Here is a 24,251-nt window from a genome sequence, read left to right on the forward strand (position 1 = left end):
ATGTGCGGAATTGTTGGCGTACTAAGCAACCACCAAGCGGCCCCTTTGCTGGTCGACAGCCTGAAACGGCTCGAATATCGCGGCTACGACAGCGCGGGTATTGCGACCATCAACGACAATAAGCTGGAGCGCCGTCGTGCGCTTGGCAAATTGGTGAACCTGTCCGACTTGTTGGTCCATGAACCGCTCGCTGGGAAATCCGGTATTGGTCACACGCGTTGGGCAACCCACGGTGTGCCAAGCGTCGGCAACGCACACCCCCACCGCGCGGGCGGTGTGGCTGTTGTTCATAACGGCATCATCGAGAATTTCCGTGAATTACGCGAGTTCCTTGCAGAAAAGAACATCGCGTATTCGACCGACACGGATACCGAAACCGTAGCGCTGCTGGCCCAATACCACCTCGACGCGGGTCTCGCCCCGCGCGAAGCCGCCGAGAAGACCATCGCGATGTTGGAAGGCGCTTATGCGCTGTGCTTCTTGTTTGACGGTGAAGACGACCTGCTTGTCGCGGCCCGTAAAGGATCCCCGCTTGCGATTGGACACGGCGACGGCGAAAACTTTGTCGGCTCTGACGCGATTGCGCTGGCCCCGATGACGAACCAGATCACATACCTTGAAGAAGGTGATTGGGCGATCATCACGCGCAATTCTGTCGAAATCCGTGATGAGGCGGGTCAGCAGACAAGCCGCGAGATGAAGATCATCGAAGTCAGCGCCACCAATGTCGACAAAGGTGGCTACAAACACTTTATGGCTAAAGAGATCGCCGAGCAGCCAACCGTGCTGCAAGGTGCCTTGTCGCATTACATCAACGCAGACGCCAATGCGATCACCCTACCCGACAGCGGTATCGATTTCACCAAGATTGAACGCATGACGCTGGTGGCCTGTGGCACGGCCTACTACGCCTGCATGGTTGCGAAATACTGGTTTGAACAGGTCGCCCGTATGCCAGTTGAAATCGACGTCGCATCCGAGTTCCGCTACCGCGAACCGCCCGTCACCAAGGGCACCGCTGCGTTGTTCGTGTCCCAGTCCGGCGAAACCGCCGACACGTTGGCCGCGCTGCGGTATATGAAGGGCAAGGCGGACAAGATCATTTCCGTCGTGAACGTCGACACGAGTTCCATCGCGCGCGAAAGCGATCTGGCGCTGCCGATTTTGGCAGGCGCAGAGATTGGCGTGGCATCAACCAAAGCGTTTACCTGTCAGCTTACGACGCTTGCCATCTTGGTCATTGAAGCCGCACGCGCACGTGGCCATTTGACCGACGCGGAAGTTGCGAAAATGCTCGCTGATCTGCGCGGTATTCCGGGCGTGATCAACGCAGCGCTTGGCATCGAAGGCAAATGCCAGACCGTGGCGCGCCAGCTGGCCGAAGCCCGCGACATTCTGTTCTTGGGACGTGGTGCGATGTATCCGCTTGCACACGAAGGTGCGCTAAAACTGAAAGAAATCAGCTACATCCATGCAGAAGCTTATGCATCAGGCGAACTGAAGCACGGTCCAATCGCGCTTGTTGACGAAAACGTCCCGATTATCGTCATGGCCCCGCGCGACAGCCTGTTCGATAAGACTGTGTCCAACATGCAAGAGGTCATGGCCCGTGGCGGCAAGGTCTTGTTGATCACTGACAAGCAAGGCGAAAAAGAAGCTGGCGAGGGTGTCTGGGACACGATCATCATGCCCGAAATTGACGCCTTCCTCGCACCAATCCTTTATGCCGTCCCTGCCCAGTTGCTGGCCTACCATACGGCGATTGCCAAAGGCACTGATGTTGACCAGCCGCGCAACCTTGCCAAGTCTGTGACCGTCGAATGAACGTTGATGACGCCATCGCGGCATTGGGCCGCGACGACATCAAAGCCATCGGCATGGCGGCCTATCATAAAGTCGACCGCCCTTACCTTGGCGTGCCGAATCCAGACATCGACGTGCATGTGAAAGCATGGCGCGCCGAGCTGAGCTTTGAAGACCGTCTGCAATTGGCCCGCGATCTATGGGCCACGAATATCCACGAAGGCATGGTCGCGGGGGCAAAACTGCTGTCCCAAGCGCGGATCAAGCCGGACGATTCAGACGTATGGAACATCATCACATCGTGGGTGCCGACTTTTGATGCGTGGGCCGTGGCTGATCACGCCTGTATCGCGGGTCAAAAGCGGTTGGTCGCGGATCCATCACGGCTTGATGAAGTCGAGGCTTGGACAACATCGGACGACAAATGGACGAAACGTGCGGCATTGGTAATGACCTTGCCTTGGGCTAAGCAAAACCATCCGAAACCGGATGAAGAAGCCGCGCGCGTTCGTATTCTGGGCTGGGCTGCGACCTATGTGGATGACCATGACTGGTTTATTCAGAAATCCGTGGCGTGGTGGTTACGCGATCTGTCGAAACACGATGAACCTCGCACACGCGCGTTTCTGGAAGAGTTCGGCGACCGGATGAAACCCTTCGCACGCAAAGAGGCGGCCAGCAAACTGCCAGCCGCCCCTGCGTAACCTACGAAATTCAATTAGTTGCGGTAAACCTGTACGTCGATCAACCCTGTCAGCGGGACGTCAAGCAGACGCATCGCGGCAAGGCTCATCTGGCTGCCTGCTGTCGCGGGGCCGCCTGACGGGCGCAGTTCAAGGTTCACGGATTTGCCAGATGCCGGGTTTTCGACCCGCCCCGGTGCCAATTCGCTGACAAGACCGGTTTCCATCCAAATCCCCGGCTGCGCGGGTGGTCCAAGCGAAATGTTGGTGATCCCGAGCGACTGTTCGCCTGCAGGTTCAGCAACCACTGCGACGGCAGCAGCGCGATCTTCGGCAGATGTGGTGTCAAATTCTTCGACCGTGCGCGCCGCAGGTGGTGGCGGTGGCGGTGGGGTCGGGTCAAGTGTCTCAACCGGTTCAGCCGGCACAACAGCAGCCGCATCGACCACAGGGGCGGCATTGGGTGGGGTTAACTGCCACGCAGGGTCGGTACAGGCGGCAAGGCACAAAACGGGTAAGGTATAGATCACTTTCATGTGGGTGAGGTTAATCCGGCGAAAATGGTATCGCAAGGACCAAAGGCCACCTTGCGCAGGCCTTTGCCGCCCCCTACGGTCACACCATGACACAGCCATTGATCGACCCATTCGCCCGCGCCATTTCTTACCTCCGTGTCTCTGTGACCGACCGGTGTGATTTCCGCTGCGTTTATTGCATGTCCGAGAACATGACGTTCCTGCCGAAAAAGGATTTGCTGTCGCTCGAAGAACTTGATCGTTTGTGTTCATCGTTCGTCCGTTTGGGCGTGAAAAAGCTGCGGATTACTGGGGGCGAACCGTTGGTGCGCCGCGATATCATGACCTTCTTCCGGTCGATGACCCGGCATCTGGATAGCGGCGCATTGGAAGAACTGACCGTGACGACCAATGGCAGTCAGCTGGAAAAATATGCAGCCGATTTGGCGGCGGCTGGTGTGAAACGGATCAACGTTTCGCTGGATACGCTGGACGAGCAGAAATTCGCGGACATCACCCGCTGGGGCCGCCTGCCTCAAGTCATTCGCGGCATTGATGCGGCCCAAAAGGCTGGGCTGCGGGTTAAGATCAACACCGTGGCGCTTGCAGGCTTTAATGAAGACGAATTGTTCACCCTCACCGATTGGTGCGCGAGCCGCGACATGGACATCACGTTTATCGAGGTCATGCCGATGGGTGACATCGGTAACGAAGACCGGATCACGCAATATTGGTCGCTGAAAGACCTACGTGCGCGGCTTGCAAAACGCACCACGCTGACGGACCTGCCGGAAAGCACCGGTGGTCCAGCCCGTTACGTGCGGCTTGACGATACGCAACAAAAGATCGGCTTCATCACCCCGCTGTCACATAACTTCTGCGAAAGCTGCAACCGTGTGCGGGTGACATGCACGGGCGAAATCTACACATGTCTGGGGCAAGAAGGCCATTCTGACCTACGGGGCCCACTGCGGTCGAGCGAATCCGATGCGCATCTTGAAGACGCAATCCGGCACGCAATTTCGCTGAAACCCAAAGGGCACGACTTTGACTATTCGCGTCAAAAGGCCGACGGGCAAGTCAGCCGCCACATGTCACACACTGGCGGCTGACGGGCTGTACACTTATGAATGATTAGTCGAGACGGTAACGCCGGCCCTCAGATACAATCGAAAACGATGCCAAATCAGCCGGCGTGCCAGGTGTTTGTGTCACACGGCAAGTCGCGCGTTCACCTTCGAGGCGTGCGGCATGGGCACGGCTTCCCCGCGATGCAAAGAACGAAATATCGCGCATAAAGGTAGAACCATTGCGCTTGATTGACATGTCGCGCAGTGCTTTGCGCGTCAACTGGTTGTAAATATTGCCTCCGCGATAGGCCGTTGCCCCACAGATGGCGATATTGCCGTCAACGATGACTGCCCGCCAGCGCACGATTGTGCCGCCGTTGCTGCTCCACCTGAATTGCATATGGCCGAAGTTACGATCGACAAGGGTGGTTTGCGCGACTGCAGGAGATGCAAAAGTAAGAGCGCCGAGCACTGATAGAATACCGAAAAATTTCAACTTAAGTTTCCTCTTGAAGTTACGGCTCACGCAATAGTTGAGCCAAAATCCACTGTCCAGACAAGAGTTAAGCCTTTGACGATATGCCGTTTTGTAGCGCGCCTTATGTCTATCTAAGCCGCTGGCATCCGCTGTTCAACGATCTCGGCCCACCACGAACAGCCCGCTGGGATGGCTTCGTCGCTGAAGTTGTAGGCCGCATTATGCACCGCTGCCGTGTCGCCGTTACCGACCAGAATATACGCACCGGGACGTTCTTCGAGCATGTAAGCGAAATCTTCGCCGCCCATGATCAACGGGGCCTCATCACACGCACCAGCCACATCGGTGGCAACTTTGGCCGCAAATTCAGTCTGGGCCGCGTGGTTTACCATCGGCGGGTAGCCTTTGTAGTAGGTGATCTTGGCGGTTGCCCCGTAAGCTTCGCAGGTTGCGTTTACGATCCTATGCAGACGGTCTTCCGCCAAGGCCCGTACTTCGGGCGTCAGCGTGCGGATTGTGCCCTTAAGCTGAACGGACTGAGCGATGACGTTGAACGCCTTTGAACTGCTTTCTACTGACGTAACCGACACTACCGCCTGTTCGACAGGATCAGCATTGCGGCTGACGATGGTTTGCAGGGCCATCACAACTTGGGCGGAAACGACGACGGGATCGATCGTTTCCTGCGGTTTGGCGGCGTGACCGCCCTGCCCTTCAATCGTGATGTCAAATTGATCGGTCGCTGCAAAAAACGGACCCGGACGGATCGCAAAAGACCCAAGCGGACGGCCCGGCCAGTTGTGCATGCCGTAAACTTCTTGGATGCCGAACCGGTCCATCATGCCGTCTTCGCACATCTCGCGACCGCCACCGCCGCCTTCTTCTGCAGGCTGGAAAATCACAACAACTGTGCCGTCGAAATTACGAGTTTCCGCCAGATATTGCGCGGCCCCCAATAGCATCGCCGTGTGGCCATCGTGACCGCAGGCATGCATCGCGCCATCGGTTTTGGAGGCATAAGGCAGACCCGTTTCTTCGTGGATCGGCAGCGCATCCATATCGGCACGCAGGCCAATGACCTTGCCCGCCGTATCAGTTTTGCCTTTGATCACGCCAACAACGCCGGTGCGGCCAATGCCTGTGACCACTTCCTCACACCCAAAAGCCGTAAGTTTTTCGGCAACGATGCCAGCCGTCCGGTGCGTCTCAAACAGGATTTCCGGATTTTCGTGCAGGTCGCGGCGCCATGCAGTGATATCTGGCAGAAGTTCAGCAAAACGGTTCTTGATTGGCATATCGGGTCCACCTCTTGGTTAGCTGCACTCTGCCCAAAGCCTGCGTCAAGGACAAGCGGTCAAACGGCTGTAGTCAGCCCCGATTTTTGCGGAAATTCGGGGTCACTCCATGTGTTTACGGATGCGCTGCACCATCAACCAGACGGCAAGCAGAACCAATGGTGTCGCGATGGCCGCCATCACCGCCTTTGGCACGTCATGTGTCTTTTCCAGCGGCCCCATCACAAAAAGCACCAAGTTCACCGCGTAGTAACTGATCGCGACGACAGACAGTCCTTCGACCGTCTTTTGCAGCCGTAATTGCAGATCAGCACGCTTGTCCATCGACGTGAGCAATTCTTGGTTCTGGGCAGAGCGTTCCACATCGACCCGCGTCCGCAGCAGGTCGCTTGCGCGTTGCGCCCTGTTGGACATGGCCTGCAGACGGCCCTGCGTCGAATTCACGGTCCGCATGGCGGGATCAAATCGGCGCATCATGAATTCACCGAAGGTTTGCCGCCCCATAAACCTGTCTTCGCGCAGCACATCGATGCGTTGGTTCACAATCGTCTCGTAGGCGCCTGTTGCGCCAAACCGGAAAGACGTCTGGGCCACGACATTTTCCAGTTCCGCAGAGACCGTCAGCAGGTCCTGTAAGACCTTTTCCGGCTTTGCCTCCGCCCCGCTCATGTCAGCCAAAAGGGCTGTAAGACGCTGATCTATACCACCCATCTTGGGGCCCATTTCGCGGGTGAGCGCGAGGCCAAGCATTGCCATCGCTTTGTACGTTTCGATCTCGCAGAGGCGTTGCACCACTCGCCCTGTCCGACGTCGGCCCGTCTCTGGGCGCGCGAAGACCGCGAACCGCATATGTCCGCCCACATCAATGCGGAAATCCCCAGCAACGATCAGCCCATTATCCAACACGCGACTAATCGCGAGGCTTTCTGGAACAAACCAATCCGCCACTTTGTCGAGGATGCCATCGTCGCCCACAGCCGTTTCGACGCGGATCAAGGCGGATGTGATCCGCACACCCGGCGCCGTATCGAGCCAATCCTGCGGAAAAACAGCGAAGGTTTCAGCGTCAAACGGGCGTTCGGCGTTGCCGTCACCGAAGATGGTGTAGGTCACGAATTCTGTATGGCTTTCCCATTTCAGCATGTGCTTGCCGATTTGACCGGAATAATGGGTCGCATCAGGTTGCGGATGCTGCGCGCCGAACCGATCCAACAGGGCGATCAGATGCGCCCTATCGGCTTCGCGGTCCCGCCCCGCTGCATTTGCCGCAGGTTTCAGCGCGAGATACGCAGCGCGGCTTGGCGATGCCACCGACGGAAATGGCCGCGCGTGCAGTTCGTTTGCCATTGTGTAGCGCAGCGGGTGATCTTCGAAAGTCGCCATTGGGTAAACCTATCCTTGATCCACGCAATCTAACGCGAATTGACGATAGGTAAAGAAAAAATCGTTCAAAAATAATATGTTAGCTGCGTACAATTGTATACTGCACGCAGCTTTCGCATATTTGGCTTAGATCACAACGACATCCAGCGGCGGGAAACCGTTGAAGCAGACGCTTGAATAGGTCGATGTATAAGCGCCCGTGTTGCGGATCAGGACGCGGTCGCCCGACTTCAAGGTCAGCGGCATCGGCATTGGCCGCTTTTCGTACAGCACGTCAGCACTGTCGCAGCTTGGCCCCGCAAGGATACATGGCCCCATCGGATCCGCGTCGCGTGCGGTTTCGAACTGGTAGCGGATTGCTTCGCCTTCGGTTTCGGCAAGGCCCGAGAACCGACCAATGTCGAGGTAGACCCAGCGGTGCATGTCGCGTTCGGATTTGCGGGACACAAGCATAACTTCGGCGACGATCACGCCTGCCTCTGCGACCATACCACGGCCCGGTTCCGCCATGATGGTTTGCACATTGCCGAAACGCGCTGTGACCTGTTCCATCACGCGCGATGCGTAGGATGTCGGCGCTTCGATCGCTTCGCCATAGAAGGCCGGAAAACCGCCACCGATGTTGAGCAACGTCAGCGCGTGCCCCGCATCAACAGCCGCGTGCCAGATTGCGGACATCGCATCCAAAGACGGGGCCCACATTTCTGCTTTGCGTGTTTGTGATCCGACGTGGAAGGAAAAACCAATTGGGTTCAAACCAAGGTTTTTGGCCATGTCCAGCAAGCGCAACGCAGTGTCACGGTCGCAGCCGAATTTGCGCGACAGCGGCCAGTCCGCTTCAGAAGTTTCGACAATCAAGCGAATGTAGACAGACGCGCCGGGCGCATGTTCGGCAATCTTTTCCAGTTCTTCGTCGGCGTCGGCGGCAAACAGGCGGATACCTTCGCTATGCGCCCACGCGATGTCGGACGCACGTTTAATGGTGTTCCCGAAAGAGATTTCAGACGGTGACGCCCCTTCTTCCAGACACAGTTTGATTTCAGCTTTGGATGCCGCATCGAAGTGCGACCCAAGATCAACCAAACGCGCGATGACTTCGCGGGCGGGGTTGGCTTTGACGGCGTAGTGAATGTCGGCACGGCCCAAACCCGCTTTCAACGCGCGGTACTGCCCCGCGACGCGGTCCAGATCGACCACCAATGTCGGGCGATCAAACGTCCGGCGGGCAACAAATGCATCCAGTTTTGAAAGGGAATCGACAGCAGAAGACGCCACAGCGGGCGCAAAGTGATAAGTCATGGGTCATCTCCAGTAGACCCGGCCATAACGGATTTATCCGCCGAAGACCGCTCAGTTCCAAGGGAGACGTTACCGTCGCTACGTAAACACGAGTGCGTTGACTATCACCGGCCAGAGGCGCGTGCGTTGGCGTCTATGGGCGTGCATTTGCGACCAAAAGAGATTCGACGCAAGAGGGAAAATGCAGGTGGCTGCAAAATTTTTGCGAGAGCCATCGTGACGGAAACAGGCGGCCCATATCGGGCCGCCTGCGGGTCTTGTTTGATCTATGCGGTTGGGCCATCCAGCATCCGCAGTCGTGACATGAATTCACCCCGATCCACGTAGCAGCCATGCAAATGGCGGAACCCAGTTGATGGATCGAACGCGTCGCGCCCGTGCAGTACGCGCCGGTTATCGAACACAACCATCTCGCCGCCTTGCAGCTTCATTGTCAGGCGATATTTGGGGTCGCGGGTCTTGGCCATGTAGGCCCGATACGCGCGGTAGTAGGCCGGCATTTGATCCGCTGGCATATCGAAAATGCCAGCAAGATGCGCGTTGTAGCGGATTTCGATCACGTTGCCGCGGGCACCGAGCGTGATGACGGGACGATGAACGCGGATGTCTGCGTCGCCGTCATGAAAGCGGAACGGAATTGCGACGTTGCACAACAAATCGAATGCCTCTGGATCTTCATCCCGCAGGTCTTCGGCTATCATGAAGCCGTCTGCGAAGATCGATCCACCGCCAGTTGCTTCATTCGCGAGACAATGCAGGAACTGATAACCCGGTGGCACCTCTTGGTTCGGCAAATCCGTATGCAGCGGCAGTGCAACAGACGTATAGGCAAGATTGTTTGGATCGGGTTTGTTGATGACTTCGAACGTGGTGCCAAAGTTGGTTCTACGTAGGAAACCGACCCGTTCAGCGACCGATACGCCCGCATCTGTGCTGTCGGCCAATTGATCCACTATTGTCAAACCAAAGCTTGCCAGATCAGACATCCAAGCCTGAAGGGCCGTATCATCTGCCAGGATTGGCGCAGCTGCATGGCGCGGAATATTGTCCGCGCCGTGATCGGCACGCCAATGGGTTGCAGCAATGTCTGCAGCATCATGCGCACGGGTTCCGGGGCGGTGTTGGTCCAAGAGCGTCGCAGGCATCTGGCTGATGTGGCCGTCTGCGTAGGTCAGGGCCGCCGTGCCATCCGTTAGGTGTGCCGCAGTCAGGACGGGGGATTCTTCGATCTCCAGCAGATCAAGCAGACGTTCATGGGTTTCAGGGTGCAATCCGGACGGGCAATTGTCGCGCAGCCAAGGTGTCGGGAACGTCGTGGTCGTGTCGTCCAGCCATGTCACGACAAGCGCGTCAGGACGGACCGCAAGGGTTTTGAGGTTCATATTCATACCATTCATGTGATTTTATTGAAGTTTGATCGTCAAAATCACAGGCTGGGCGGTGGCCACCATTCTTGGGTCTTGCCGTAGGGCGATCCCGCAGCGCGGGCGCCAAGCAAGGCGTATGGTGTGGCGTTTCTCATGCCGCAGTCATAGGGATGCTGGCCTGTTTCGACAAGCGATCATCACTGGATCGCCGCCCGCTTGAACAAAAGCGGAAGCCCCCCTAAGAACGTTGCATGGCCCGTACCATTCTGCTGAACAAACCCTTCGATGTCTTGTCGCAATTCACCGATGCAAAGTCCCCGACAAAGCGGCGGACGCTGTCGGATTTTGTCGATGTGCCAAAGGTTTATCCCGCAGGACGGCTTGATCGGGATAGCGAAGGTCTGTTGGTCCTGACGGATGACGGCAAACTGCAAGCGCAGATCGCCAATCCCAAACACAAGTTGCCCAAGACGTATTACGTACAGGTCGAAGGGGCCCCGACGGACGCCGACCTACAGGCGTTAAGGGATGGTGTGACGCTCAAGGACGGTCTCACGCGTCCCGCGAAGGTCGCGTTGATGGAACCACCTGTATTGTGGGACCGTGATCCGCCGGTCCGTTTTCGTAAATCGGTGCCAGATACATGGGTCAAGATCAGCATTACTGAAGGCCGCAACCGTCAGGTTCGCCGTATGACCGCACACATCGGTTTTCCTACTCTTCGGCTGGTGCGCTGGTCTGTCGGCATCTGGAGCCTTGATGGCATCGCGCCCGGCACATGGCAGGACGCGGCCGACGTGCCGAGCACGCCGCCGCTAAGACGCGGTCGCTAGATCTAGTTTTCTGCGATCAGGTTCAGGCGACCAACAAGCCGCTCTCCACCGCTTTCCACATTGCCGTTGATATCGACTGCGGACAGTGCCCGAATGGTGCTTTGCCCTGCTTCAGGTTCGGTGCGTGTGCCCAGAAAGCGGCCCAACATGTCGCCGGACATCGCATAAGTCTTGCCCTCCACAGTCACATCACCGGAATAATCGACGGCAAACTGGTTCGGGGCAAGATTGCCAACGACACCGTTTTCCAGCTGCAACTGGCCAGACGCATCAAGAATGCCTTCACCGATCTTACTCGATTGAAACTGATCCATCGTGCCGGTGATATTGTCTTCACCCGGACCAAAATCAACGGTGACATCGGACCGACCTACAAGCGCGAAACCTGCGTCAGGGTTGTCAGCGGATACCGCAGCAACGACCACAGTTCCCAAGAACGTCGCACTGCCGCTGGTTGGGACATCATCCCAGACAGTGCCTCTTAGCCCCTCTCGACCGAGAACCGGATCACCAAGTACGCGGGTTCTGACCCGATTGGCGTCGATTGCCAAATCCGCAAATTGACGTGCGTCTTCGAGTTCTTCCAGCTTACCACAATTCGCGGTTAACATCACAAGGCCAATCAGGCTGGCGCATACATATTTTGAAGTCATCGGCGGGGGAGCCTCCGGTTGGTTTGTTAGGTTACATCGCCGGATAGGACCCTGTACGACTGGGTACCTCTTCACATGAGGGCGGCCTAAAAAACAACTGGAGGTATCTTATGACCCTCCCCGCTAACCTTTAGCATAGCGGGAAGGTTCAAATGGTTAACGGGCCCTTATGGAGCCACGAAATCGTTGTCTGCTGCAACGGTGATGTCCGCCGTCAGACCGGACACGCTACCCGCGACGCTGGCATCTGCCACGGACAGATCGACCGCGCGTACCACGGACCGTGCGTCTTCGTTTGTGCGTGTTCCGCGCAGCGTGCCCTGCAATTCACCGGCAAGGCCGTATGTTTCGCCAAATGCAGACAGGCTACCCGCATAATCGGCAAACAGGCTATTCGCACGAGACGTGTTATCAACACCTTCGACGTCCGGACGTTTCCCGATTTCGCCACCGCTGAGCAGAAGTTCACCGTCGACAAAAGTCGCGTTACCATCGGCGTCCATTGCGCGCATGTTGCGCAGGTTACCAGTCACAACGTCCGCGTCTTCTGCAGCGCCGAAATCAACGTTCACATTTGCGATGCCGACGGCGTCCAGAACCATGTTGTCGCCGTCGCTGATCATGACAGTGCTGACGCCGCGATAAACTGCAGTGCCTTCGGTTGGAATGCGTTCGAAGGCAGTACCGGAAATACCGGGGTTGTCTGCAGTGCCGTCGCCGATGACTTTCAAAATTTGAGCGTCTGCAGCAGACATCCGCGTGCTCACCTCATTTGAAGACAAAACACCGCCACCTGAAGACGAACCGCCTGAACTACACGCGGATAAAAAGAGAGCGGCGGCAGACACGCTCATGGCGACTTTTGAAAATTTGATGACAGACACAGAACAAACCCTTCCTCGGGATAACATTGTTTCCAAAACGCGCACAGAAACGCGGTTAAGTAGCTATAATTACAGCATAAATTTGAGGTATTTTCCGGTTTCAGTCAAGTTTTTACTTAACAGTCGGTTAATGAGCGCAAGCACGATATAAGCGAGTATGTTCCCCGTACCGGAACGCTTGGCATTCAGTGTTCAACCGTTCTCAGCGACGACTGACAAAACGGCGGGCACTTCTTCCACACGTCCGTTCACAACCGCATAACCGTCATCATCGCGCCCAACGATCCCGCGAACGACACTTTGTCCGTTTGCAGGATTGGTCCGTGTCCCGATAAACTGGCCCGTTAGCATACCCTCGGGTTCATAACGATCCCCGCCAATCGTGAGCGCGCCGCGATATGTCGCGAGCCAATCATTGGCACGATTGGTCAGGTTATCATCCACGTCGTCGCCGATGATCGAAATCCCCGTACCGATGTTGATCACACCCGCAATTGGCCTGCTGGCGCTTTCGAGGTTACGCACCTGTCCGGTCAGCGTGCCCCCACCGAAATCGGCCGCCAGCACGGCGTCACCGATCAGATCAATATCAGGCCCTGATGTCGGATCAATTGCAAGCGTGGCGTACCCGTCAAAGGTGGCCCGCCCTGCATTCGGCATAGCACTGCGTACCGTCGCCGAACGCGCGTCCAGACGTGCCTGCATCGCACGGGACGCGTCAACACGGTCGACAAATCCCGTTGGTGTTTGTGGGTTCCCCGTTCCAGCGCCGCCACAGGCAGTCAGGACAATGCAGGTGCTTCCAACCATTGCGATGCGGATCATGGGGAACATATTCGGCCTCTAGCTTGACAAAGCGTTCACCGAAACAGAAAGGGCCTCGCATCAAAATGCAAGGCCCTTTCGTCCAATGTTTCAGATCGCTTAGTCGATCTTTGGAAGCAACAGATCTAGCGATGCTTTTGCATCTCCGTAGAACATGCGCGTGTTCTCTTTGAAGAACAGTGGATTTTCGATACCGGAGTACCCTGTCCCCTGCCCGCGCTTGGATACAAACACCTGTTTCGCTTTCCAGCATTCCAGAACCGGCATACCCGCGATTGGGCTGTTCGGGTCATCTTGGGCTGCTGGGTTCACGATGTCATTGGACCCGATCACGATGGCGACGTCCGTGTCCGGGAAGTCATCGTTGATCTCGTCCATTTCCATCACGATGTCGTATGGCACTTTGGCTTCTGCAAGCAGTACGTTCATGTGACCTGGCAAACGACCCGCAACTGGGTGGATCGCGAAACGCACGTTTTTGCCCTTGGCACGCAGTTTGCGCACCAGTTCCGCAACGCCCGTTTGTGCCTGTGCCACCGCCATGCCGTAGCCCGGAATGATCACAACGCTGTCCGCTTCGTTCAATGCTGTGGCAACGCCATCCGCATCAATTGCAACCTGTTCACCTTCAACGGCCATCTGTTCGCCAGCTGGGCCACCAAAGCCGCCCAAGATCACAGACACGAAGGACCGGTTCATCGCCTTACACATAATGTAAGACAGGATCGCACCGGAAGAACCGACAAGCGCGCCAACAACGATCAACAGGTCGTTGCCAAGGCTGAAACCAATCGCAGCAGCCGCCCAACCTGAATAGCTGTTCAGCATGGACACAACGACAGGCATATCCGCGCCGCCGATGCCCATGATCAAGTGGTAACCGATAAACAGAGCTGCGAGCGTCATCAGGAACAGTGGGAAGAACCCGCCGGTGTTGAAATACCAGATCAAGGTGATGACTGACAAAGCAGCAGCACCGATGTTCAGCATGTGACCACCCGGCAGCTTTGTCGCCGCTGAGTCCACTTTGCCCGCCAGTTTGCCGTAAGCGATGACGGACCCCGTGAAGGTCACAGCACCGATGAAGATGCCCAAGAACAGTTCAACCCGCAGGATGTTAATCTCGACCGGTGTTTTCTTGGCCAAGAGTGCCGCGAATGTGCCAAGGTCTTTCGCTTCATCTCCGGACATTCCCATCACGCGGTTCAGTTCAAAGTGCGCGATAAAGCCCACAAACACGGCGGCGAGACCGACAAGGCTGTGCATCGCAGCAACCAGTTCGGGCATCTGCGTCATCTGCACTTTGGTCGCCAGTTGGTACCCAATTGCACCACCACCCGCGATCAAGATCAGGGACAACAGCCAGAAACCGGAACCCGGCCCAACAAGCGTGGCGAAGACCGCCAATGCCATACCCGCAATCCCGTACCACACGGCACGTTTTGCGCTTTCCTGCCCAGACAGACCGCCGAGGGAGAGAATGAAAAGAACGGCTGCGACCACGTAAGCCGCTGTAGTAAATCCGAAATCCATAATTCTAACCCCTTAAGACTTTTGGAACATGGCGAGCATACGCCGTGTCACAAGGAAGCCGCCGAAAATGTTGATGCCGGTCATGAACACGGCCAAGGCGGCCAAGATAACGACCAATGCAGACCCCGATCCGATCTGGGTCAACGCCCCCAGAATGATGATGGACGAGATCGCGTTCGTGACAGCCATCAACGGTGTGTGCAGCGAATGTGCGACGCCCCAGATGACTTGAAAGCCGATGAACACGGAAAGCACGAACACGATGAAATGTTGCATAAAGCTGGCCGGTGCCATCAAACCAATCGCCAAGAGCAACGCGGCGCCAACGGCGATCAGCGTGACTTGGTTCTTGGTTTGCGCCTTAAACGCAGCGACTTCTTCGGCGCGTTTTTCTTCCGGCGTCAGTTCCTTTGGCGCTTCCTTCTTCGGTTGGGCCGCGATGGCCGCAACTTTCGGAGGCGGTGGCGGGAACGTAATCTCGCCTTGGTGCGTCGCAGTTGCCCCACGGATTACGTCGTCTTCCATGTTGTGATTTGGCACACCGTCTTTTTCGGGTGTCAGATCGGTCATCATGTGACGGATGTTTGTGGCGTAAAGCGTCGAAGACTGCGCCGCCATCCGTGACGGGAAGTCGGTATACCCAATGATGGTCACGCCGTTGTCTGTGACAATCTTCTTGTCCATCACAGTCAGTTTGCAGTTCCCGCCGCGTTCCGCAGCAAGGTCAACGATCACAGACCCCGGTTTCATGCTGTCGACCATGTCTTTGGTCCACAGTTCCGGCGCGTCACGGCCCGGGATCAAGGCTGTGGTGATGACGATGTCGATGTCCGGTGCGATTTCGCGGAATTTAGCAAGCTGTGCTGCCGCAAATTCAGGGGACGACACAGCGGCGTAGCCACCTGTGGCCGCACCATCTGTCTGCTCTTCTTCAAAATCGAGGAAGACAAATTCAGCGCCCATGGATTCAACTTGTTCGGCCACTTCTGGCCGCACATCGAATGCATATGTGATCGCGCCAAGCGATGTCGCTGTCCCGATGGCCGCAAGACCCGCAACACCAGCACCCACAACAAGCACCTTAGCAGGTGGCACTTTACCAGCGGCAGTGACCTGACCTGTAAAGAAACGGCCAAAGTTGTTACCCGCTTCGATCACCGCGCGGTAGCCCGCGATGTTCGCCATGGACGACAGGGCGTCCATCTTCTGGGCACGCGAAATACGTGGGACCATGTCCATCGCGATGACGGTTGATCCCTTCTTGTTCGCGGCTTCCATCAGCTCTGCGTTCTGCGCAGGGTAGAAGAAAGAGATCAGCGTCTGGTCTTTGCGCATCCGCTTGGTTTCGTCTTTCGACGGCGGGCGGACCTTCGCGACGATGTCGGCGGCTTTCCACAAAGCAGCAGGCGTTTTCATGATCGTGACGCCAGCTTCTTCATAAGCGGCATCCGAGAAACCAGCAGAATGGCCAGCCCCGGTTTCGATCAAACATTCATATCCAAGTTTCTGCAAATCCTTGGCCGAGGCCGGCGTCATTGCGACCCGATCTTCACCCGGAAAGACTTCGTTTGGCGCACCGATTTTCACAGGCGTTCCCCCCACTTCTGGTTATTGCTGCAACTGCAGTATCGAACGAAATAAAATTGCGCAAGGACAGGCGCAAACATTTGAATTATATGTTAGCGCTCACAGCCAGCGACGAGTTGACCGACAATAGGTTGCAAATTCTTCACCAAACGCCTGATTTAGACGGCTTTCTTCGTCCATTATGAAGCGTCTTGTGATCAAAAACATGAAGGCCGGGACCAGCAGTAAAAATAAAATACTAGTATCCCAGATCAACACAAATCCCGCAAGAACAAGCGCATCGCCCAAATAAATCGGGTTGCGACTGATCCCGAATATACCCGTTTTGACCAAGGCTGACGGCTGCAGGTGCGGGATCACCGTTGTACGGTGCCGCGCCATTTGCATCACCGCCAAAATCATCAAGCACAGGCCGAGAGCGACCAATGCCCAGCCAACAAAACCGAGCCACGGAACGTTGCGTTCTGCTGCAAATCCGAACTGCGGTGCCCACCAAACAAGCACCAGAAAAAGGCCCAGCCAGACCGGAGGCAAATCAATCCATTTCATCGTCTTAGCCTGATCCAAATATACGGCCTTGTCACCCCCGTGGTCCGCAGTAAGGTCGCCGCATGGAACATACTGGAAAACACGCACTTGTGACCGGCGGCGGGACTGGCATTGGCCACGACATTGCCGTCGCCTTAGCAAACGCAGGGGCTGAGGTAACGATCACCGGACGGCGCTTGGATGTATTAAACGACGTTGCTGCGACGCATGACCGGCTGCACGCGTTGCAGATGGATGTCACTGATGAAGCATCTGTGCGCGACGGGATCGCTACAATCAGCGCCCTGCGCGGACCGATCCGGATTTGCGTCGCGAATGCGGGCATCGCGGAAGGCAAGGCCTTTGCCAAGACGACCCTTGCCGACTGGCGCAAGACAATGACCACAAACCTCGACGGAGTTTTCCTGACATTGCAAGCGGCGCTGACCACGCTGCCCGCCGATACCCCTGCCCGCATGATCGCTGTCAGTTCAATCGCGGGGGTGCGTGGGTTGAAAGGCGCCATCCCTTATACCGCGACCAAACATGGCGTCATCGGGTTGATCCGTGGCCTGAGCGAAGAATACATGAACACGCCGATTACCTTCAACGCGCTCTGTCCGGGTTATGTGGAAACCGACATCGTGCGAGGTCAGCTACCGGGCTTGATGCGCCGGTTTGGCGTTGATGAAGGCGGGGCGCGGGCGTTGATCGCGAAAGGCAACCGGTCTGGGCAGTTGCTGGAGGTTGACGAAGTCACTGCAGCAGCAATGTGGTTGTGTTCCGACGGTGCACGCAGTGTAAACGGCCAAACAATCGAGATCGCAGGCGGTCAGGTCTAATCCCCTAAGACAGAGCAAACACATGAATATCTTCGAAAAATACCTATCTGTCTGGATCGCATTGGCGATGGGGGCCGGCATCTTGCTGGGCAACTTGGCCCCTGCCCTGATCAACGCCATCGCAGCGGCAGAGGTCGCCAGCGTAAACCTTGTCGTGGCTGTTCTGATTTGGGCCATGGTTTACCCGATGATGGTGGGCGTCGATCCACGGTCGCTAAAGGACGTGGCCAAGCAACCGCGCGGATTGCTGATCACGTTGGTAGTCAATTGGCTGATCAAGCCGTTCACGATGGCTGCTTTGGCGGTGCTTTTCTTCGAAGTAGTGTTTGCCCCATGGATCGCCCCCGAGGACGCGTCGCAATACATCGCGGGCCTGATCCTGCTGGGGGCGGCACCCTGCACGGCGATGGTTTTCGTGTGGTCGCAACTGACGCGTGGCGATGAAACCTACACGCTGCTGCAAGTGTCAGTGAACGATCTGATCATGGTCATCGCCTTCGCGCCTATCGTGGCGTTCTTGCTGGGTGTGACGGATATCACGGTGCCGTGGTCCACGCTGGTGTTGTCCGTGATCCTGTTCATTGCCTTGCCGTTGGTGGCGGGGCTGATCACACGCGCGAAGCTCGGGTCTGAGGCCGCAATCGACGCGTTCCAAGCGCGGGTGAAGCCCTATTCCGTTGTGGGCCTGATCGTCACGGTGATGATCCTGTTCGGCCTGCAGGGCCAGACCATCGTCGCCAAGCCATTCGTGATCGTATTGATCGCGGTGCCGATCATCCTGCAAAGCTATGGTATCTTCGCGATTGCCTATGCGGCAGCATTTGCGATGAAAGTCCCACACCGGATCGCCGCACCTTGCGCGCTGATCGGGACGTCAAACTTCTTTGAACTGGCGGTGGCCGTGGCGATCAGCCTGTTCGGGCTTAATTCAGGGGCGGCACTAGCAACGGTTGTAGGAGTCTTGGTTGAAGTCCCCGTGATGCTAACGCTTGTGGCGTTCGCAAACAGAACACGGGCGCGTTTCGGGGCGGGATGAAGACTGTCTGCTTAGAGCCCGAAGTGGCGCTGCTTTAAGCAACATGAAGAATGCATATTATGAACAATTTCGTTGGATAAGCTCCACACATGGATGATGGATTGGGTTTCCGTAACAAAGCCAAATTCAAGGTAAGGGCATATACAGGTGCATATGGCGCTTCTGTCGTTCTTTTGTTGGCATATTTCGTTACAAGTCTCTTTGACAAAAATTCACTGTCAGTACCCAGACTGGAACTAACGGTGATATGCTATATAACGTTCCTTTGGGGACGGCAGGTATACCAAATGATCCGGAATACCTTTGAGCAGAAGCAACCTGACCGAACCTTCGTTGCAAGCGGCAGCATCCTACTATGGCTCATGTCAATTGGGCTAATTGCCTTCATTGATAACCAAAATTTCGTGCATCGCCTATTCACCTTTGCTCCGATCATAGTAGGTCTCGGGTTTGTCGCATTTCGCAACGTTCGAGAAGTTCAAACTTCACGCGCAATCTGGCAATGGTCTCACCTAAATTCAGATCGCTTTAGGGCCTATGCGGCCAAAGTACATGGTGCCGTGTTAATCCTAAGAGGAGTCTTGAACGAAGTATTCGTTGCTGTGGCGATCGATGTTCTTTGGGTGATATCACTTGCACTTGTACCCCAACTTCTAAGAAGATTCTCCGACCGCTTTATTGTGTGGGGCTTGATAAGGCGTGGGGGCGTTCTCCGACCGAGATGAACTCAACTTAAGGTCTATTTTGTCCTGCTTAGCGGACCTTTACAAATTCTGTCTTTACGGCTCGTGCAGCGCCTCGCGTGACCGGTACAGCGGTTTGGTCAGATATTGCAGCACCGACTTTTCGCCTGTGTGCAGTTCCACCGCAGCCTGCAAACCAGGACGCATCGCGATCTGGCTTTGGCGTTGATCAAGGTTGTCGCGATCCACACGCAGGGTCACTTTGTAGTGGGGGTCTGCGTCTGGCTGGCGGTCGTCCTTGAACGTGTCGGCGCTGACAAATTGTACCTCGCCCGACATGGAACCGTAGATCGTGTAGTCATAGGCCGAGAATTTGATCGTCGCGCGCTGCCCCGCCACAACGTTGGCCACGTCTTGTGGTTTTACGCGGGCTTCGACAAACAGCTCATCCCCCAGTGGTGTGATCTGCGCTATTTCCTCGCCAGGACGGACAACGCCGCCGATTGTTGTGATCGACAGGTTGTTCACGACGCCGCGCATTGGGGATGTGATCACTGTACGGGACAATTGGTCGTTGGCTTGGCGCAAGCTTTGACCCAGTTGCGCAAGTTCTTGCAACGTCTCGGAATAGCCCGCTGCGCGTTCCAATTCGGCACCGGTCACAATTTCATTGAACTTGATTTCAGCGTCGGCATGCGCTTTGCGAGCCTTGGTTGCTTCGATCAAGGCCACGATTTCACGGGCAAGCATGTCTTCCATAAGGTCAAGTTCACGCTTGGTTTCCAGCATCACACGACGTGCGCCTTCGACCTTGGATGCGTAATCTGTCTGGCGGGCAGCCAAAAGGGCACGCTCGGACGCCACGATTTCGGGGCTGCGCTCTGCGATCTCGGTCGGAACCGTGAATTCGTAAGCACCGGCAATTTCAGCTTCGAGCCGCAAACGCCGCACTTCCAAGGCCAAAATCTGGTCTTCCAGATCAGCAACCGACGTCAGGAAGTTTGTGCCGCGCAGTTTCGCGATAACATCACCTTGTTCGACAATCTGACCTTCACCGACCAGCAGTTCTGCCAGAATACCACCTTCAAGGTTTTGGATAATCTGGGGACGAGACGCTGATACGACTTCGCCTTCGGCCCTTACAATTTCATCAAGAAAGGCGAATTTCGCCCATGCGAGGAAAACAAGAACCGTTGCACCAACCAACCAAATGGTCATGCTGGAACCTTGCATTTTGCCGGAAAATTCTGCGTCGACTGTGGCCATGGTTTACCCTGCCTTCTTTTCTTTTTGGAGATGCGCGAGCACCTCATCACGTGGCCCATCGACCATCAAACGTCCGTTTTGCAGGATCATTGTGCGGTCTGTCAGAGCGAGGATCGGCACACGGTGTGTCGCGATAATCGCAGTGCGACCGTCAAGCCATGCGTGCAGGCGGTCCACCAAAGTGGCTTCAAGCGTCTGATCAAGCGCCGCAGTTGGTTCGTCCAGCAGACAGACCTTCGGATCTTGCAGCCACAGACGTGCCCAACCAATTGACTGGCGTTGACCGATGGACAGGCCTTCCCCGCCATCACGGATTTCCAGATCGAGCCCTTTGGGGTGGTTGCGCACAAACGGGCCGAGACCAGCAAAGTCGAGCGATGCCAACAGGCGTTCGTCGTCGCGTTCTAGCAAGGTCAGGTTCAGGTTCTCGCGCAATGTGCCCGCGAACAGACGTACTTCCTGTGACAGGTAACCAACGCTACGACGCAGATCACGCGCCATGACTTGCCCCATGTCCACACCGTCGATCAGAACACGGCCTTTGGAAGGGCGGTGCAGACCAGACAGAACTTTCAGCAACGTTGATTTACCAGACCCGTTCGCCCCAAGGATCGCAACGTGCTGGCCCGGTTTGATGGAAAGTGCCGGGATATCAATCGTGTTGGCCGCGTCTTCGTCATAGGTGTAGGACATTTCGCGCAGCTCGTAGCCGCCTTTCAATGTTTCCTTACGCAGGTATGTGCGGCCTTCTTCGACGTCTTGTGGGGCCTCTGCGATTCCGTCCAGAGCCTCGAGTGCGGCTTTGACATTAGACCAGCGGGCCAAAGTTGCGGCGAGCTGCGTCAATGGACCCAATGTCCGCGATGTCAGAATACCCACGGCGATGATTGTCCCGACGGTGAACTGGCCTTGGAACACCATGAACGTGCCGACAACAACAGCGGACACATAGGTCGCCTGCTGTACGCCTTGGCTCCAGAATGTCAGGGTGCTGGACAGTTTGCGCTGTTCGGATGTTGCCAATGACGAAAGGGCAGAAAATTCACCCCAAAGACGGCGGAAACGTTCTTCGCCCCGTTGGGCTTTGATCGTGTCGGCGTCGTAGATCGCTTCGTGCAACAGACGCGATGATTTGGTTGACGCACCCTGTGTGGCCATCGTCAGCTTCATCATTTTCTTTTGCATAAAGAACGACGGCAGCACCATCAGGATGCCACCCGCGAACAGAACCCACACGACGTTGCCGCCGATGGATGCCACAAGTGCCAAGAACAGCACGATGAATGGTAAGTCGGTCAGTGTGCCAATGGTGGACGCTGTAAAGAATTCACGGATCGACGAAAATTCACGGACCGCTGCGAAGGTGCCAGACGGTGTCTGACCTTTCAGGCCGGCCTGCATGCCGAGCAATTTGTCCATCAACAGCGTCTGAATACGCAGTTCAACCTTGCGCCCTGCCCCATCCATCAGACGGGCACGTGCGATCCGCAGGAATGCTTCGAGCAGCATCGCGCAGCCAGCACCAATTGCTAGCACCCATAGGGTTGCTGTGGACTGGTGCGGGATCACGCGGTCATAGACCTGCAAGGAGAACAGCGCGACTGCGACAGCCAACAGGTTCGCGACAAAAGATCCCAAAGCCACTTCGAACATGATGCGGCGCAGCTTTTTGACTTCGCCCCAGAACCAATGTTCTTTCTGGCCTTCATTGGCGTGGCGGCGGTTCAATTCGGTCACGGCGACATCAGCGCGGATCACGTTGCCTGTAAAGACAGGCGTGAAATCCAAAACGTCAACTTCGGTGCGGTTATCAGCGGATGCCGCATCGTAAACAATAATCGTATCAGCGACTTGTTCCAGAACCAGAACCAGTTCGCCGTTGGTCATTTCGGCCAGTGCAGGCCAAGAAATACGGTCCACTTGTGCAGGTTTCACCATTGCGACAAGGCCCGCGCCTTCGAGCGCTTTGGCGATTTCGGCGCCAGTCAGATCACCACCGCCTGCAGCCGTGATCCGTTCCAGCATATCTGTCTTTGGCAGATCAACACCCAGCACAGCTGCATAAGCGGACGCAAGATTTGCCCGTTCCGCTGCTGCGTCGGTGTACAACGCCGCAGGTGTCGCCAGTTCTTTGGCGGTTTCAACGACGTCCGGCTTTGGCAGATCCATCTTTTCCGGGGATGCATGTTCGGCCTTGTCCGGATGTGGTGCCGCAACTTTCGGCGTGACCGGTTGGCCGCCATCAATCGCTTCGTCCGCAGGAACCTGCTTTGGTTTGATCCTTGTCAGCTTGGCCCCACGGGATGCGTTCATGTCGAATGCAAGAATAGGACCGCTCATATTTGTTCTCCGTTCACCAAGGATCCCATCAGGGCTGCGATTTCCAGCTCAGTACGGGCGATGTCATATTTCAGGGCCACCGCTTCGCGTTCTGTGCGGACCTTGGTTTCAAAAATACCGACAACTTCGGGGACTGACCGATGGCCGGACCGCTGTTGTTCAGAAAAGAGTGTAAAGTTGCTGGCCGCTTGGGCGGCAAGCGACTGGGCTTGGGCTTCTTGACGGCGCAAAGATGCAAGTTCGGTTTGCAGTGACTGCAAAGACCGGTTCGCGTTTTCACGCACCTGACCAACACGGGCCGCAGCAGCAGCTTGCGACGCTTCCAAGGCTTCCAATGACGCGCCTGTTCCGAAGCCAAATCCGTTGTCGGATCCCAAATTCAGGCCGCCATCACTGCCGCCTGAACCAATTCCAGCGGACGCCGTGAGGGACGGGAGGAATCCCGCACGGGCCGCTGTGGCCTCAGCAACAGCGCGTTGCGCTTCTGCTTGAGCCTTCATGACAGTTAAAGGTTCAGCGCCGGGACCGGGCTGACCAATGCTGGAAATGCCAGACACGCCGTCCAATGGTGCCGCGGACATCGCATTCAGTTCCGCAAAAGCAGATGCCGCCGCTTCGCGATCGGACGCCATATCAGCCTGCATCTGGTTTAATTTCTGTTGGACGATCTGGTGATCAACGCGGGATGACACCCCACCGCGGACCCGTTCAGACATCACATATTCGTAGCGTTCCATCTGCTGCATCGCGGCAGCGTTCACGCCTGCCTTGGCCTTTGCGACTTCGGCGTTCAGGTATAGACCCAGCGCCGTCATGACACGGTCGTTGGTATCTTGGGCCAGCGCCACGGCTGCAACTTCGACATCCGCTTGGGCGTATTCACGTTCAGCGCGCTTCTTGCCGTTATCAAACAACACCTGCTCGACCACCAATTGGGTCACAACAGTGCCGAGCGATGTCAGCGATACGTTTGGACCAAGGGTCGGCAACCAGTTCGATGCACGCGCCTCAGAGCGCAAAGTCGCGGCGCGCAGATCAGCCTCAGCCGCGCGAGAGTTAGCCGCCAAAACAGCATCAGCCACTTGATCATAGGACCCATTGCCTAAGACCGAGCGGCGATTCAGAAGACCTTCGATGATCGGGGATTGTGTCCCGTCTTGCAGGTTCGCATCAAGTGCTGCCTGCGGTGCGGCTTGAACGGCGCCATCGCCATCTGCCGCGAATGTGTTGGACGCCCTTGTGACACCTGCACTGCCATCCATACACGCGGATAGACTTGCGACGCATGTCAGCATCAAAACACTTTTTAGATTACACCAGCCATACACGTGCCTGCCCCACTACCTGC

At 56.4% G+C, this 24,251-nt stretch carries 21 protein-coding genes; 6 read left to right on the plus strand and 15 right to left on the minus strand.

The features are described 5' to 3' along the window. Entirely contained in the window at window positions 1–1,824 is a 1,824-nt protein-coding gene (gene glmS, locus K3729_13095; GenBank protein UWQ98386.1) for a glutamine--fructose-6-phosphate transaminase (isomerizing), read from the plus strand. Then, a complete protein-coding gene (locus K3729_13100) occupies window positions 1,821–2,507 on the plus strand; it encodes a DNA alkylation repair protein (protein UWQ98387.1) in 687 nt (228 codons plus the stop codon). Before glmS ends, K3729_13100 begins: the two co-directional genes overlap by 4 nt. A 14-nt stretch (window positions 2,508–2,521) precedes the next feature. On the opposite strand, the gene K3729_13105 is transcribed toward K3729_13100, so the two are convergent. Continuing rightward, entirely contained in the window at window positions 2,522–3,022 is a 501-nt protein-coding gene (locus tag K3729_13105; protein ID UWR01051.1) for a D-galactarate dehydratase, read from the minus strand. An 86-nt stretch (window positions 3,023–3,108) separates the two neighbouring features. On the opposite strand from K3729_13105, the gene moaA reads away from it, so the two are divergent. Next, entirely contained in the window at window positions 3,109–4,113 is a 1,005-nt protein-coding gene (gene moaA / locus K3729_13110; GenBank protein ID UWQ98388.1) for a GTP 3',8-cyclase MoaA, read from the plus strand. Window positions 4,114–4,135: 22 nt separating this feature from the next. Here the strand turns inward: moaA and K3729_13115 are convergent, their stop codons facing one another. From K3729_13115 to K3729_13135, 5 genes are all read right to left on the minus strand, one after another. Further along, a complete protein-coding gene (locus K3729_13115) occupies window positions 4,136–4,567 on the minus strand; it encodes a hypothetical protein (protein UWQ98389.1) in 432 nt (143 codons plus the stop codon). Window positions 4,568–4,680: 113 nt separating this feature from the next. Next, window positions 4,681–5,844 carry an amidohydrolase gene (locus tag K3729_13120; protein UWQ98390.1) on the minus strand — a complete coding sequence of 388 codons (1,164 nt, stop codon included), beginning with the start codon at window positions 5,842–5,844 and terminating at the stop codon, window positions 4,681–4,683. A gap of 102 nt (window positions 5,845–5,946) precedes the next feature. After that, window positions 5,947–7,227 (minus strand): DUF3422 domain-containing protein, encoded by a 1,281-nt coding sequence (locus K3729_13125; protein ID UWQ98391.1) that lies wholly within the window; start codon window positions 7,225–7,227, stop codon window positions 5,947–5,949. A 126-nt stretch (window positions 7,228–7,353) separates the two neighbouring features. Further along, window positions 7,354–8,526 (minus strand): type III PLP-dependent enzyme, encoded by a 1,173-nt coding sequence (locus K3729_13130; GenBank protein ID UWQ98392.1) that lies wholly within the window; start codon window positions 8,524–8,526, stop codon window positions 7,354–7,356. Window positions 8,527–8,792: 266 nt separating this feature from the next. Continuing rightward, window positions 8,793–9,908, minus strand: a complete 1,116-nt coding sequence (locus K3729_13135; protein UWQ98393.1) for a TauD/TfdA family dioxygenase — start codon at window positions 9,906–9,908, stop codon at window positions 8,793–8,795. Window positions 9,909–10,144: 236 nt separating this feature from the next. Between K3729_13135 and K3729_13140 the strand changes: the two genes are divergently transcribed. Further along, entirely contained in the window at window positions 10,145–10,726 is a 582-nt protein-coding gene (locus K3729_13140; protein UWQ98394.1) for a pseudouridine synthase, read from the plus strand. Window positions 10,727–10,728: 2 nt separating this feature from the next. Here K3729_13140 and K3729_13145 read toward each other — a convergent pair whose 3' ends face one another. The 6 genes from K3729_13145 to K3729_13170 form a co-directional block, all read right to left on the minus strand. After that, window positions 10,729–11,379 carry a hypothetical protein gene (locus tag K3729_13145; GenBank protein UWQ98395.1) on the minus strand — a complete coding sequence of 217 codons (651 nt, stop codon included), beginning with the start codon at window positions 11,377–11,379 and terminating at the stop codon, window positions 10,729–10,731. A 167-nt stretch (window positions 11,380–11,546) separates the two neighbouring features. Next, window positions 11,547–12,134, minus strand: a complete 588-nt coding sequence (locus tag K3729_13150) for a hypothetical protein (GenBank protein ID UWQ98396.1) — start codon at window positions 12,132–12,134, stop codon at window positions 11,547–11,549. A 321-nt stretch (window positions 12,135–12,455) separates the two neighbouring features. Beyond that, window positions 12,456–13,097, minus strand: a complete 642-nt coding sequence (locus K3729_13155) for a hypothetical protein (protein UWQ98397.1) — start codon at window positions 13,095–13,097, stop codon at window positions 12,456–12,458. 90 nt (window positions 13,098–13,187) lie between these two features. Beyond that, window positions 13,188–14,621 carry an NAD(P)(+) transhydrogenase (Re/Si-specific) subunit beta gene (locus K3729_13160; GenBank protein UWQ98398.1) on the minus strand — a complete coding sequence of 478 codons (1,434 nt, stop codon included), beginning with the start codon at window positions 14,619–14,621 and terminating at the stop codon, window positions 13,188–13,190. Between the two features lie 12 nt (window positions 14,622–14,633). Then, the gene (locus K3729_13165) at window positions 14,634–16,208 is read right to left on the minus strand and encodes a Re/Si-specific NAD(P)(+) transhydrogenase subunit alpha (GenBank protein UWQ98399.1); all 1,575 of its coding nucleotides are present in this window, start codon (window positions 16,206–16,208) and stop codon (window positions 14,634–14,636) included. 99 nt (window positions 16,209–16,307) lie between these two features. After that, entirely contained in the window at window positions 16,308–16,757 is a 450-nt protein-coding gene (locus K3729_13170) for an isoprenylcysteine carboxylmethyltransferase family protein (protein ID UWQ98400.1), read from the minus strand. 62 nt (window positions 16,758–16,819) lie between these two features. Here K3729_13170 and K3729_13175 point away from each other — a divergent pair, with 62 nt between their 5' ends. Further along, window positions 16,820–17,578, plus strand: coding sequence for an SDR family oxidoreductase (locus K3729_13175; GenBank protein UWQ98401.1), 759 nt, complete (start codon window positions 16,820–16,822; stop codon window positions 17,576–17,578). 22 nt (window positions 17,579–17,600) lie between these two features. Beyond that, window positions 17,601–18,614: an ACR3 family arsenite efflux transporter gene (gene arsB / locus K3729_13180; GenBank protein ID UWQ98402.1), complete on the plus strand. Its 1,014-nt coding sequence runs from the start codon at window positions 17,601–17,603 to the stop codon at window positions 18,612–18,614. 779 nt (window positions 18,615–19,393) lie between these two features. On the opposite strand, the gene K3729_13185 is transcribed toward arsB, so the two are convergent. The 3 genes from K3729_13185 to K3729_13195 all read right to left on the minus strand — a co-directional run bounded on the left by K3729_13185 (window position 19,394) and on the right by K3729_13195 (window position 24,198). Beyond that, on the minus strand, window positions 19,394–20,563 hold the full coding sequence (locus tag K3729_13185; protein UWQ98403.1) for an HlyD family efflux transporter periplasmic adaptor subunit: 1,170 nt from the start codon (window positions 20,561–20,563) through the stop codon (window positions 19,394–19,396). A gap of 3 nt (window positions 20,564–20,566) precedes the next feature. Then, window positions 20,567–22,732: an ATP-binding cassette domain-containing protein gene (locus K3729_13190; GenBank protein ID UWR01052.1), complete on the minus strand. Its 2,166-nt coding sequence runs from the start codon at window positions 22,730–22,732 to the stop codon at window positions 20,567–20,569. Window positions 22,733–22,899: 167 nt separating this feature from the next. Continuing rightward, on the minus strand, window positions 22,900–24,198 hold the full coding sequence (locus K3729_13195) for a TolC family protein (GenBank protein UWQ98404.1): 1,299 nt from the start codon (window positions 24,196–24,198) through the stop codon (window positions 22,900–22,902). Window positions 24,199–24,251: the final 53 nt, after the last annotated feature.

Source organism: Rhodobacteraceae bacterium S2214 (assembly GCA_025141675.1).
Lineage (GTDB): Bacteria > Pseudomonadota > Alphaproteobacteria > Rhodobacterales > Rhodobacteraceae > Yoonia.